Below are 13,079 nucleotides of genomic sequence, written 5' to 3' on the forward strand. Positions count from 1 at the left end.
AGCGAGATGCCGATCAGCGCATCTGCGGCGTGGTGCACCGACCGGGAAATCGTTTCAGAACAACCGATCAAAGCGCTGGGTCTCATGTCCGACATCGTCGATGGTCTGACAATGAGAGCAACTGTAGGGCCGCCAAGGCGCCAGATTCGCACAACCACCGGATTATATGGCGCCGATTTCCCCGGACCAGTCGAGCTGCCAACTCGAGGAAAGACTCGAGTTCAAGTTGTGGGGGCCGGCCGTTGATGCGCGACGAAGACTTTGAACCGAAGCCCCGCAAAAATACGCGTCACCCGCGGCCGGAAATACCTCGATCGCTGCCGTCAGCCAATCTTGCTCGTGGTTGGGAAAGTCGCGGCAAGGGAACCTTCCATGGCACCGGGATCGGGCGCGGTGCCGGCGTCTGCAGCGAGCTTGCGTCGCGTGACCGCTTCGCCGCCTCACAGCCGCGCCTCGTCATCAAGTCCCGTGTCGTCAAGCTGGATGGAAAGGGACTTCAGTCGGCGCGCGCTCATCTGCGCTATATCCAGCGCGCTGGCATTCGATAGCAAGCCCGGGGAACTCTATGATCCGGAGGATGGCACAACCAGCGACCGTCATAAGTTCAGCTTCATCTTTTCGGCCGAGGGACGGTGACCGATACCAGGATCTGGGCGTTTCGAGCCGAGGCCGGTCGCGACAGCCGCGTCCGTGGCAGGGGAATGTTCGAGCAAGTGGAGTGTATGTCTGAGCAGCGCAAGGCGCTGACGACGCGCATAGTTTGCAAAAGCTGACGCCTTCACGAGCGCGGGACGATCGTGTCCCGCTGCGTGGTGTAGCTGACGGCTTGGTCGCCGCGCTCTCCGGCATGGGGCCGGGCTGATCAGCGTGCCACGGCTGGCAGGCTGATCAGAGGATCATCGCTCATTTGGCTGATGGTTTCCAGCGTCATGTATCTGGCGCTGCACGGCCCATTCGTCGTTCTGTTCGAGCAGGATAGCGCCAACCAGGCGGACGATGGCGCCATCATTTGGGAAGATGCCGACGACCTCGGTGCGCCGCTTGATCTCGCCGTTGAGGCGCTCGATCGGGTTGGTCGAGTGCAGCTTGGCGCGGTGCTCCTTGGGGAAAGTCATGTAGGCAAGCACGTCGGGCTCGGCGTCGTCCATGATTGTCGCCAGCTTCGGCACCTTCGGCCGGATCTGGTCGGCGACGGCGCGCCATTGCGTGCTTGCGGCCCCGGGCGTTTCCTGGGCGAAGGCGGTGGCGATGAAAGCGGAGACGACGCGGCGCCCGCTCTTGCCGGCATGGGCCAGCACGTTCCTCATGAAGTGGACGCGGCACCTCTGCCATGTCGCGCACAGCACCTTGGTGACGGCCGCCTTGATGCCTTCATGGGCATCGGAGACGACGAGCTTGACGCCGCGCAGGCCACGGCGGGTCAGCTTGCGCAGGAACTCTGTCCAGATCGGCTCGGCCTCAGACGTGCCGACCTCCATGCCCAGCACCTCGCGTCGGCCGTCCGCATTGACGCCGACAGCGATGATGACGGCGACCGAGACGATGCGGCCGCCGCGGCGCACCTTCAGGTAGGTGGCATCGATCCACAGATATGGCCAGCCGCCCTCGATGGGTCTCTCAAGGAACGCTTTGACCTTGCCGTCGATCTCTTCGCACAGCCGGCTGACCTGGCTTTTGGAGATGCCGCTCATGCCCATGGCCTTGACCAGATCGTCGACCGAGCGGGTCGAGATACCCTGGACGTAGGCCTCCTGGATGACGGCGGTCAGCGCCTTCTCGGCCATGCGGCGCGGTTCGAGAAAACCGGGGAAGTAGGAGCCCTTCCTGAGCTTGGGGATGCGCAGTTCGACGGTGCCGGCCCGCGTCTCCCAGTCGCGCTCGCGATAGCCGTTGCGCTGGGCCGTGCGCAACGGGTTCTTCTCGCCATAGGCGGCGCCGGTGGCGGCCCCAACCTCCAACTCCATCAGCCGCTCGGCGGCAAAGCCGATCATCTCGCGCAAGAGATCGGAATCCGGAGTCTTCTCCACGAGCGTGCGCAGGTTCATCATGTCGTCGGTCATCGGTGGTCTTCCGAAATGGGTTGGCGTCAACAACCAAACCCTACGGAAAGCGCCGATGACCACCGCAAAGCCGCACGCTCGCTACAGCGCTACCAACGGCGCGCTCGCGAGCAGCTTCGCTACCGCCGAGCTACACCACCTCATGGGACACGACCCGCGGGACGAGGATCCGCCGGACGGAACCGGCTGTGAAAGGGCAGACCGCTATATTTACATTGCGGCTCGGGGAATCAGGCTTGCCTCCGTAACCGATGCACGGCTAGCCAAGTCAATACGCAGTCGGCGGTGGTATTAAAGCGGATGTCATAGGATTCGCCCGCAGGTAATTCCCTGCAAAGGGTTTGTGTTAGGTGCAGCCGCAAGCATCCGTTCGCAGGCGGCGTCCGTAGTTCAGCACAGTCGAACCCAAAAAAGCGCCGCACCACTGGGTAGAGTGCTTTGAAAAGTGTCTCCTTTGCCGAAAAGAGCAGCGTCGCCAGCCGATCTGGAGGGAGCGCCGTCTGTCGTGCAATCAAGGCACGTTCACGCTGGTTAGCCGTCATGCTCAGGATCGATTCCAGCGCGTGGCCGCCGGCTATTGCCTCGATGTCGACACCGACTTGCCAGCCTGGATCGCCTTTGGCGAAACAGGCGCAATGCCCCCGCGCATGGGTGATTGAACCAACTGAACCTTTTGGCCAGACTGGGGCGCGGTCGGGACCGATAGGAATCTCAGTAGTAAGTTGGCCTAGCGCCTGCAACGCCGCGTCCGCCATCGCGCGACCGGCCAGAAATTCGGCACGGCGTAACGGTAGTGCCGTGCACAAGCTGGGAGGGAAGGCCAAGGCGAGCTTATGAAACAGATCTTCCGTGTAGCACTCGAAATCGAACCGGCCACGCACAAGAACCGCATCGACGTATCCCGTGTCGTGCAAGGTCACGTCTTTAAGAAATCCAAGCGAACGGGCAGAAAGAGCAATAAGGTGCCTGACGGCTGAGGCGCGCATGCTGGAGGCCGCGCTCACCGCCACAGAGCCCAGCCTAGACCCCATCGCCGTAGACAAACGCAAGGTTCTCCTTCGGCTCGGGAAAGCTCAGTTTTCGCGGTGGCGACCGCATGTTCGGCGAGCGTGATCATGGATGGTTTCTCCTCAGTCTGTGCCGCAGCGCGTTTGGGGATACCCGAGCATGGGTCGTGCCAACTAGGAAAATCCATTCAGAACAGTGCGATCATTCCGATAGCACTGTATCATCCGACATCGTCGAAGATCCGACACCGACTCTAACCGTGACCGCCTGTCGGTTCCCAGTGCGAACTCGGTGTGCGCCGCGGAAAACTCAACTCACCGCGACTGGTCGAGTTGCATCCGAGGAATGACTCGATTTCAAGGTGTGGGTCGACCGTTGATGTGCGACGACGACTTTGAACCGAAGCCCCTGAAACACGCGCGCCACCCGCAGCCGCAGATACTTGGATCGGGCGCTTCCGTCAGTCAATCTTGCTCGTAAGAGGGCGGTGAGAAAGTCGCTGCACCTGGATTTGGCCCCCAACGCCAAAACTATGGCGTTTAAAACCCTGTTCATAGGCACGCATGAGTTGAACCTGACCGATGGCGGCGGCCCTTTGTTTCTCCTCAACTCGCAGAGATCTGTCCAGATGGTTGAAGTGACTTGAGCCGACCGCGACAGCACCAGACGTGACGATGATCACCTGCTGCCCGGCTGCGAAAAATCGGGCGACATCCTCCAAGAACCGCGTACTTATCCGGTTTCTGGTTCGCCGATCAGTGCTGAGCCAATCTTCACTATCAGCCGGCGAGCCGAAACCAATCGGATCGAGCTTGCTTGTGCTGCCGCTGAGTGTTGCTGCACTGGAAGTGAAGACACGTCTCTCCAATCTCACCTGTCCTGAGCGTCACGGCCTTCGAGGGTATAAGGGCGCACGAGGCGCCCTTAATTTCAGATCGGCTGTCAGCAAGCCGCGTTGCCTTTGGTATCAGAAACGGTAGGTGACGCCTGCGCCTATCAACCACGGATCGAGCTCCGCCTTTCCCGTCAGCTTCGCGCCGTCGACCGTGACGTCGAAGTCTGGCTTGAGGAAAAGCTTCTTCACGTCGAAGTTGACGCCCCAGTGCTGATCCACCATGTAGTCGAACCCGACCTGCAGTGCGGTACCGAACGTGTTCTTAACCTTGAGAGCGTCGGCGCTGCCGACATCCTGGTTATAGAATATCGTGTAGTTCACGCCGGCGCCTACATAGGGCTTGAACGCGCCGAAATCGGTAAAATGATACTGCAATGTGAGCGTGGGGGGCAGCAGCCAAAGCTTACCGATATTGCCCAGTCCGCTGATCGTTCCTTGGCCATCGATCTTGGCATAGGTGGTGCCGAGTATAAGCTCCGCGGCGATGTTGTCCGTGAAGAAATAGGAGATATCGAGTTCCGGCGTAACCGTGTTTGAATAAGAAAGACCAGAGCCGGGCACTGCATTGACGTAGCCCGAATCCTCAGTGACGACCCCCAACGCTCGCAGCCGGATCTGCCAAGGGCTTGGCGCTTCCGTGACCGAGGCTCCAGCCTGCGGGACGCTCGCGGCTTGCGCAAGCTCGGCCGCCACGGCCTGCTGTCCCATCAGCATCAGGACGATGGCCGCTGTTACGCCCCGCCCCACGCCCATTCGCTTTCTCGCCATGATATTCTCTCCTTGCTCTTCAGAAATGATGCGGTGCACTATGAAAAAACCTGCTGGAATCGACGAAGCGCTCATGCGCAGTTTGCGTGGGACAGCGCGCACATTTTATTTGCCCTTTGCTCGCAATCATCGACCTGTACTCACTTGTGAAACGTTGCCCTTTGTCTCCGTGCACCTATCGAACGCCATCGACTTGCCAGCCGATCGCACTGCGAAGGAAATTGGTGCCCAGGGCAATGAATGCGGCCCGCTCACGATTGTTCTTGCCGGAGACGTGCCCGCCTGCGTCGGACTCGTAGAAGTAGGCGGGATAGCCAAGAGCCTGCAGCTTTGCACCCATCTTGCGCGCGTGGCCCGGATGGACGCGGGCGTCTCGCTTCCTGGTGGCAAGCAGGATCGGCGGATAGGGCTGTCCTGGTGTCGCGGCGTGATAGGCGGAGATTTCCTTTAGGAAAATCCATTCCTCCGGCTTGTCGGGATCGCCATATTCGTCAATCCAGCTCGCGCCCGCCAAAAGCTTGGTGTAGCGGCGCATGTCGACAAACGGCATTGTGCAGAACAGCGCGCCGAAACGCTCAGGATAGCGGGTAAGCATATTGGCGATCAGGAGGCCGCCATTTGAAGCGCCCTCTGCGGCAATCCGCCTCGGCAGCGTAATGCCCCTTTGCACGAGGTCGGCGGCAACGGCGGCGAAATCGTCATGGGCGAGACGCTTGCCCTCCCTACGCCCGGCCTCGTGCCAACGGGTGCCGAACTCTCCGCCACCCCGGATGTTCGCCACCACACAGGTGCCGCGGCGTTCGAGCCACAGCTTGCCGAGCGAGGAGCTGTAGTGGGGCAGGCGCGATAGGCCGAACCCGCCGTAGGCGGTGAGGTGAACCGGGGCATCACCGTTCCCGTTCGCCGGACCGACCTGCGTATAGGGGATCATCTCACCATCAGTCGAGACTGCCTCGTGGCGCGTGATCACCAGCCCGGATGCGTCGAAATTCTCCGGGTTGCGCTTCAGGATTACTGGAGCGCCGAAAGGCGCCGCGGCGTTGAGGTCTAATAGGAGAAGCTTCGGCGGCGTGATCGGGTCCTGAGCCGAAATGAGGACCTCTCCATTGGTCTCGTGAAGTTCCGCATCGAGCGACCGAAGGTGAACAGTCCCTTCGGTGGGCACGGTGTCCAGCGCTCGGCGCGTCCATTCCTGGCGGTCGGGAGTGAACATCTCCAAACGCGGATCGAGGTTGACGAGGTAGGAGATAATGAGCTTCCCGATATTCCAGAAGAATGACTGCAGGGAGCGCCTGTCGCCTGTTTCAAAGAGGATGGCAAAACTGCGCTCGCCGGCGATGAAGGAGGAAAGCGAGATGCCGATGAGCGCGTCCGCGGGATGTGTCATCCCTCCCACTGTCCATGGCTTGCGCGGCTTTGCCGCCAGCCAGTCGCTGAACCCGCTCCACGAGGCGTCTCGAGGAAGGTCGATCCGCGTCTTCGGCCCGCTCCTGTCACCGATTCGGCCGATCTTCTCAAAGAAGGTCGACTGCTCGATGAACCAGAGGCGCTCGCTCTCGGCGGTGCGGTCCAGATGGCCGGACACCCCGAGAGATTCGGAACCGGTCTCGAAGAGTACCGGCGCGGTGAGCAGATCCGCGCCACGCTTCCACAACCGAACGGTGCGCGCGTAGCCGCAACGGGTCGCCATGCCATCACCAAACGCACTAGAAAGCAGAAGCGTGTCAGGGTCGAGCCATTCAATGCCGCCCTTGGCCTCCGCGAGGTTGAAACCGTCGGCGACGAAGCTAAGAGACTCCAGATCGAATGCGCGATGCACCACCGCCTCGCTGCCGCCGCGCGACAGGCGTAGAACGGCTCTTTCCCGTCTCTCCGGCTCAACGGACGCGCCGCGCCAGATCCAGTCCTCTCCGTCGCTAGCGGCGAGGGCGTCCAGATCGAGCAGTAGCTCCCACTGGGGCTCAACTTTCATGTAGGAGGCAAGGGTGGTCCGGCGCCACAGTCCGCGCGGATTTCCGGCATCTTGCCAGAAATTGTAGAGGTACGGGCCGCGGCGGGTGATCAAGGGAATCTTTTCAGGACGGTCGAAGATCGCTGTTAGGGCCTCACGGTCGCGATCGAACTGCGTTCCACCGAACTGCCCCAGTGTCCTGGCCGACTGGCTGGCGGTCCAGTCAAGTGCCCGTTCGCCTTTTATATCTTCAAGCCAAAGATAGGGATCATCGTCGGGAGCATTCAGAGTTGGACGGAAATCGAACGCGGTCATGTCCGTACAACCTGAAGAATGAAAGCGCAAAGGCTTCCTTCCGCTCGGGCAAGCTCAGTGTTTGCGGCGGAGACCGCATGCTCGGCGAGCGTGATCATGGATGAGGTCTTCTCAGTTGGTGCGGCGCGGCAGTGCGTTTGCGCATAGGACTTGCATCTGTCGTGCCAACCAGGAAAATCTTTTCAGAACAATACGATCACTTTGATAGCGCTGTGTCTTATGTCCGACATCGTCGTAGTTCCGACAATGACTGCAACGGTAGGCGCCTGATCGATCTAAGTGTAAGCGCGGAGCCCATCCATCTGGCGCGGCATCAGATGATGGGCGAGAGATGATGACACTGAAGGAGCGTGGAGCTTGCGGTGTCAATTTCTATATCTGCGCCTATGTCTGATGATAGAAGTTTCCATGTTCTTGAGGCGGTTCCGAACCGGAGGCAAGCCCGCAGCGTCTGCGGCGCTGGTCGGCGCAAGCGAAGGCACGCTGATCGAGGCGACGCTGAAGCCTGGCGCGAATGTGTCGGCGATCGCGCGAGAGGCTGGAGTGGCGACCTCGCAGTTCGGACCGCCGACGTAGGAATGGGACGCACCGCCCCGGAGCTTCGCCACCGATGCGCATGCTGCATCATGGTCAAATCCACTGCGATCTACCGCATACAAGTCTGCCGCGCGACCTTCGCGCCTGCCTCGGCGAGCTCGCCTCGGAAATCTGTCGTCGGCATTTGGCCCCACCGGAAAGAGCTCCACCTGACCCGGCAAAGCCGGCGCCCGTGCTCGTGACCGTCAAGGACAAGTCGCTTCGCGATGGCCTGCAGCTACCCTTGACCGTCACTGCGGGCGGCGGCCAGTTCGAAGCCAGGTCGTCTCGAGCAGATGGTCGCCAATCAGCCGAACGAGGAGATGAGGAAACGAATGAAGCTTGACAATCATCGCCCCGTACAGGTGTAGCTGACGGCTTGGTCGCCGCGCTCTCCCGTATGGGGCCGGGCTGATCAGCGTGCCACGGCTGGCAGGCTGATGAGCGGATCATCGCTCATTTGGCTGATGGTTTCCAGCGTCATGTATCTGGCGCGCTGCACGGCCCATTCGTCGTTCTGTTCGAGCAGGATCGCGCCGACCAGGCGGACGATGGCATCATCCTTGGGAAGACGCCGATGACCTCGGTGCGACGCTTGATCTCGCCGTTGAGGCGTTCGATCGGGTTGTCGAGTGCAGCTTGGCGCGGTGCTCCCTAGGGGAAAGTCATGTAGGCAAGCACGTCTGGCTCGGCGTCGTCCATGATTGTCGCCAGCTTCGGTACCTTCGGCCGGATCTGGTCGGCGACGGCGCGCCCTTGCGTGCTTGTGGCCTCGGGCGTCCTCGCCTTCGGCGGGCTGATCGCCGCTAAGGCCTTCGACAGCAACACCATCATTGCCGATCTGAACGAACGCGGCGAGCCAAGATCGTCATCTCGCAGCATCCGAGGCGCGCCTTGCCGCTCCCTCTCAATCTCGAACTCTACAAATGGCGTCATCTCATCGATAACTCTTCTGCAAACTCAAGGAGTTCGAGCGTATGGCCATGCGAGCTGACAAAACCGACCAGAGCTTCAACGCAATCATCCAACTCGCTGCCGCCGTCATAAACTCACGATGAATCTCAACAGGCCCTAGAGTGCCATTCAGCTTTTTTTATTTCATTGTAGACACTCCAGCTGAAATGACGCTCTTGACCCTGCCGCTCTGAGCGCAGCACCCGTGGCAGGCGGCGCTTCCATCGTTCACTTCGCGGCAAAGGCCGACGGCGCCTGAGGAAGTGATGAGGGCCGCGCAACCAAAAACGTTTACCTCGCGGCTTCGGTCCTCGGCCCTTGACTCGTTGGCGGCGATGTACAGGGATTTCCCGAGAGCCTACGTCGACCGTGCAAAGGCCTGCAACTGCTGAGTGAGAGGAGGGACGCTTGGACGAACACGATCCGAAGGAAGAGCTGATCGAGACGATTTTTCGCAACGGCACAATCACCGTCGTCGGCATTCTGCTTGCCTTTTCGCTCGGCTTCGTCACGCATTGGGCGGCGAACCCCATGCCATGGCGGCTCTACGACCTGTTCGCCGTTGTGCCGATCCTGGTCGGCATCACGTTGCAGTTGCGGGCGCTGTCCCTGCTACTCGACATGAGTTCGTTGCGCCGACCCATCTACGAACGCGCCAACCGCATCTTCATGGCCGGCCTCATCCTGACCGCGTGCGGCGTCGGGCTGGCCATCCTGCTCGATGTCTTCGCAATGTCGATGAAGGGCACGCTGCCCGGCGCTTGACGGCCTGTTCCTGCGCTTTGGAGCTGCCGCAATCGGCCGACGCGACGCGTCAGATCCGAGGGTTCCTAGTGCTTTCCCCCAAGCAGCGTCAGCCTTCTTCCCGAAGAACGCTTTCTCTAGATTGCATTAGCGGATGTTTAGAGCGTGGGCTTGCCGGAAATTACGTCTCGGTGGCACAACCCGCATAGCTTCTAGGGTGTTGCCAGGAAGACCGATTCGCGGGCGTGGATGGCTAAATGCATTGCGTCAGGAAGAGGCTCGGCAGGTTGCGTGCGCGCATTGCCGAACTGGAGCGCGATCTCGTGACGATTACACCTTAGGGGCGCCATCGGCGTTTCGAAGCCGGACACGAACTTCGCAATGCGAAGTGCCGCTTGAAGCGTCAGGAATGCATCGCTGAAATACCGGAGAAATGTGGCCGTTAGCGCAAGCTTCGCCGCTCTCAATCTTTGCCACGCGGTCGGCTGGTCGGCGGGGAACAGATGCCGATCGTGCGGGTACTCTGTCCGGCAGAGACGCAAGGTTCTGCACTGTCCGTTCATGAAGACTTCGTGCTGGTCTCCACAAGAGAAGTATTCTGGTGCAGAAGGTGCCCGATTAGCTATCGGAAAAAGGCGACATCGACGTGCAAATCGGGCGCCGCAGTGAGGCGTCCCCCCCCCCAATGTCGGATTTCCGACAGGATCGTAAATCCGCCAACCCATTGTTTAATAAAATTTCCTTCTCTGGCACGGCCCATGCATGGGACTCTGCGAACGCATCAGCGAGACGTCGTCCATGATCATGCGCACCGAAAATGCCGTCGCCGCAGTGAAAACCGGGCTCTCGCCTGCCATCAAGCCGCCGAAAGGCCGGCGCGTCATGGTCGAGACAGGCGATTGCGCCGGCTTCAAACACCTTAGTGGGCCTGGAAAGCTCCTGGCGTGACGGCGAGGGGGCATCCAGACGGGCGGAAAGGACAAACGTCGTTGCCCCACGTCGCCGGCATGACCCGTCGATTGTCACCGCGCTGGAATGCGCGGGTCTACATGCGAAGACCCGAGCGCGCAGGACAAATTCTCGCAAGCCCCGTCGGGACTGGGGCTCGAAGTCCGTGAGCGGAGGCTAATGGCTATGGCCGATATTCGCCGCGAACAAGCCGCCTAGTGGGAAGACGCTATAGGAGGAAGCAGGTGGAGTCATCTTGCGTTGGGATCGGTGCTGGCCCGTCCAATTTGAGCCTTGCGTGTCAGATACACGAGCAAGTTGGGAAAGGGGCAGTGTTCCTGGATCGGCAGGTCGACTTCCGCTGGCATCCAGGCATCGCATTCGATTCCTCGGAGCTCCAGGTCAGCCACTTCAAGGACCTGGTCACTCTAGTGAATCCGCGATCAGCCTACACTTTCGTAAACTTCCTGCACGAGAACGGGCGTCTGTATCACTTCCTGAACGCACAGTTCGAAGCCGTGCTCAGAGTGGAGTTCGAACAATACCTGAACTGGGTCTTCCACAGGAACCCACTTGTGCGCGGCGGCGAGACAGTGCGCGAAATCCGCTTTGACGGCGAGTTTCAGGTGCGGACCGATAAGGCGGTTCGCGGCGCCAGAAACGTTGTGGTCGGCATTGGCAAGCAGGCGCAAATTCCGCCTCAATTTCAGGGCTGGATTGGACGCAACCTGTTCCACTCATCGGTTTTACTGCACATCCACCCTGAGGTGCGGAGAAAGCATGTCTGCGTGGTCGGCGGAGGCCAGTCGGGAGCCGAGGTGATGTTGCACCTTGTCGGCCTGCCGAACGAACGGCGGCCTGCCTCGATCACTTGGGTCTCGCAGCGCGAAAACTATCTGCCTCTGGACAACAGCCCGTTCACAAACGAGTTGTTCATGCCCTGCTTTTCGGATCGCTTCGCGGCGATGAGCGAGTCGCAGCGTAAGCTGCTCCTGCGGCGTTTCGTGCTTGCTTCGGACGGCATTTCGGAAAGCACGTTGCGCGCGATCTATCAGGCGCTGTACCGCCATGCATTTTTCGAGCCATACCGATGCGACATCACACTGCGGCCGGGCTGCACCGTCTCGCACTGCATCAACGCCGGACCGGGTCACAGGCTGACCCTGCAGCATGGCATGGACGAGGTCGAAGAAATCACGGCTGACATCGTCATCCTGGCCACCGGTTACGAGAACGCGGTCCCAAGCTTGTTGGAACCGATCATGGGCCGCTTGGAGCAGATCGACAATGAATTAGCTATTCGCGAGGATTTTTCGGTGAGCTGGGACGGACCGTGTGACAGACGCATCTTCGTACAAAATGCGAGCCTCGGGCAGCGCGGCCTGGCCGATCCGAACCTAAGCTTGCTGGCCTGGCGCGCGCGTCGCATCCTCGATAGCCTACTTGGGCGCGCGCCATGCGCGAACCCCGAGCATCCTGGCTTCATCACTCATACCTCGATCGAGAGCTGGCCCGACCACGCAGCCGAAGAAATGGGCAGTGGAATATGACTCGTATGCGTTTGATCATCGGCGGTGGCATCCTAGGAATGATGCCCGCCTGCGCTGCGGCGAACCCCGGAGGCTTCTCCGATATCATCGTGACAGACCAAGCCCTTCGACCAAGCGGCGCATCGCATCACTCTGGGGGCGTGCATTTCCCCTACGGTTGCCAAGGCCGTACCAAGTCGCTCACTCGAAAGACCGCCGTGGTCTTGGCGGCCATGGCTGGGTCGGCAGGTAGCGGATGGTGCCGGTTGGCGATGCGTGTCGTGGTTGAACCGGGTGAAGCGATTGATCCGGCCCAGTTTGCGGAACCCCTAGACCCGGCTGAGCCGCACTTAGCATCGCCTCCCTCATCACGTGAGTCCGTCTCCGTGGACCCGCAACTTGATCAGCGCCCGACCGCCCTAATTGGCATGTCCAACCAAACCTTTCCAACAGGAGGCTTTTCGCATGTTGACTGATGCACAAAGAGAAAAGTGGCAGAAGGACGGGTATGTCAGGCTCGAAAGGTTCTTCGATCCAGCGGCTCAGGAAGATATCTCTACCTTTGTCGAAGATATGTCACGCTGGGCCGTCAGCGATGATAAATGGCTCATGTGGTTCGAGAAGACGACGGACAATCGAAAGATCACCTCCAAGATGGAGAATTTTCTCGACTTCCATGGTCCATTGCGTCGTTTGCTCTTAGAAGATCAGCGCATAAAGTCAGCGGTCGAGGAGTTGCTTGGCGAAGATTCGCGCAGGCTCAAGGAGTTGCTGATTTTCCACTACCCCGACAGCGGCGGCTATCTCCCGCATCAGGACATTTATCACATTCCACACAAACTCCCGGATCGGATGGTCCATGCGGTGGTTGCCATAGGCATCGACGACTCCGACGAGGAAAACGGCGGGCTTTTCTTCAGCCCCGGCAACCACAAGAAGGGGGTGTTTCCCATGGATGCCGGTGGGGTGATCGACCCTCAAGTTGACGAAAAGTTCTCCTGGGAACCCGTAGTATGGAAGTCTGGCGACATCTTCATCTTCGACGATTACGCACCGCACTACTCACGACCGAACAAAAGCAATCGTTCTCGGCGGACACTCTACTTGGTGTTCCAGCGTGCTTCAACCGGCGGGCCGACCCGCGCTGAATATAACGTGCTTAAGCGCGCCCTTAACCCGCCCGAGGGCAAAGTGGCCGATCTCGACAATCTCAAGCCCCCAAATGGCATCTTCTATCGCGATTGAGCTCACGCAGCCAGGCGGAGGCATGCACACGAAACTGATCGACCGCTCAAAAATGCGCGGACGGTATGGACGTCTGATTTGCGGGC

The 13,079-nt window shown here is 60.1% G+C and carries 11 protein-coding genes and 2 pseudogenes; 6 read left to right on the forward strand and 7 right to left on the reverse strand.

From position 1 onward, the window contains the following. Window positions 1-245 precede the first annotated feature (245 nt). Window positions 246-548, forward strand: a complete 303-nt coding sequence (locus tag NKI69_RS06855) for a hypothetical protein (protein WP_352720624.1) — start codon at window positions 246-248, stop codon at window positions 546-548. A 314-nt stretch (window positions 549-862) separates the two neighbouring features. Here the strand turns inward: NKI69_RS06855 and NKI69_RS06860 are convergent. The 5 genes and pseudogenes from NKI69_RS06860 to NKI69_RS06880 all read right to left on the reverse strand — a co-directional run bounded on the left by NKI69_RS06860 (window position 863) and on the right by NKI69_RS06880 (window position 6,997). Continuing rightward, window positions 863-2,060 (reverse strand): annotated as a pseudogene (locus NKI69_RS06860) (IS256 family transposase). A gap of 230 nt (window positions 2,061-2,290) precedes the next feature. Then, window positions 2,291-3,046, reverse strand: coding sequence for a 4'-phosphopantetheinyl transferase family protein (locus tag NKI69_RS06865; RefSeq protein ID WP_352720626.1), 756 nt, complete (start codon window positions 3,044-3,046; stop codon window positions 2,291-2,293). Window positions 3,047-3,528: 482 nt separating this feature from the next. Beyond that, entirely contained in the window at window positions 3,529-3,936 is a 408-nt protein-coding gene (locus NKI69_RS06870) for an amino acid kinase family protein (RefSeq protein ID WP_352720628.1), read from the reverse strand. A 99-nt stretch (window positions 3,937-4,035) separates the two neighbouring features. Next, window positions 4,036-4,731, reverse strand: a complete 696-nt coding sequence (locus tag NKI69_RS06875; protein WP_502900158.1) for an OmpW/AlkL family protein — start codon at window positions 4,729-4,731, stop codon at window positions 4,036-4,038. Window positions 4,732-4,906: 175 nt separating this feature from the next. Beyond that, the gene (locus tag NKI69_RS06880) at window positions 4,907-6,997 is read right to left on the reverse strand and encodes a prolyl oligopeptidase family serine peptidase (RefSeq protein ID WP_352720630.1); all 2,091 of its coding nucleotides are present in this window, start codon (window positions 6,995-6,997) and stop codon (window positions 4,907-4,909) included. A 408-nt stretch (window positions 6,998-7,405) separates the two neighbouring features. On the opposite strand from NKI69_RS06880, the gene NKI69_RS06885 reads away from it, so the two are divergent. Beyond that, complete coding sequence (locus NKI69_RS06885) at window positions 7,406-7,573, forward strand: hypothetical protein (RefSeq protein WP_352676322.1); 168 nt, start codon at window positions 7,406-7,408, stop codon at window positions 7,571-7,573. A gap of 415 nt (window positions 7,574-7,988) precedes the next feature. Here the strand turns inward: NKI69_RS06885 and NKI69_RS06890 are convergent. Beyond that, window positions 7,989-8,347, reverse strand: a pseudogene (locus tag NKI69_RS06890) (transposase); the annotation flags it as partial. A gap of 588 nt (window positions 8,348-8,935) precedes the next feature. On the opposite strand from NKI69_RS06890, the gene NKI69_RS06895 reads away from it, so the two are divergent. After that, a complete protein-coding gene (locus tag NKI69_RS06895) occupies window positions 8,936-9,292 on the forward strand; it encodes a hypothetical protein (protein WP_023736366.1) in 357 nt (118 codons plus the stop codon). Between the two features lie 191 nt (window positions 9,293-9,483). On the opposite strand, the gene NKI69_RS06900 is transcribed toward NKI69_RS06895, so the two are convergent. Continuing rightward, complete coding sequence (locus tag NKI69_RS06900) at window positions 9,484-9,834, reverse strand: hypothetical protein (RefSeq protein WP_352720632.1); 351 nt, start codon at window positions 9,832-9,834, stop codon at window positions 9,484-9,486. Window positions 9,835-10,069: 235 nt separating this feature from the next. Here NKI69_RS06900 and NKI69_RS06905 point away from each other — a divergent pair, with 235 nt between their 5' ends. From NKI69_RS06905 to NKI69_RS06915, 3 genes are all read left to right on the forward strand, one after another. Continuing rightward, entirely contained in the window at window positions 10,070-10,219 is a 150-nt protein-coding gene (locus tag NKI69_RS06905; RefSeq protein ID WP_352720634.1) for an iron-sulfur cluster assembly accessory protein, read from the forward strand. Window positions 10,220-10,464: 245 nt separating this feature from the next. Further along, window positions 10,465-11,769 (forward strand): lysine N(6)-hydroxylase/L-ornithine N(5)-oxygenase family protein, encoded by a 1,305-nt coding sequence (locus tag NKI69_RS06910; protein WP_352720636.1) that lies wholly within the window; start codon window positions 10,465-10,467, stop codon window positions 11,767-11,769. 444 nt (window positions 11,770-12,213) lie between these two features. Further along, complete coding sequence (locus tag NKI69_RS06915) at window positions 12,214-12,993, forward strand: phytanoyl-CoA dioxygenase family protein (RefSeq protein WP_352720638.1); 780 nt, start codon at window positions 12,214-12,216, stop codon at window positions 12,991-12,993. Window positions 12,994-13,079 lie beyond the last annotated feature (86 nt).

The sequence above is a fragment of the Mesorhizobium sp. M0491 genome, assembly GCF_040321265.1.
Classification (GTDB): Bacteria; Pseudomonadota; Alphaproteobacteria; order Rhizobiales; family Rhizobiaceae; genus Mesorhizobium.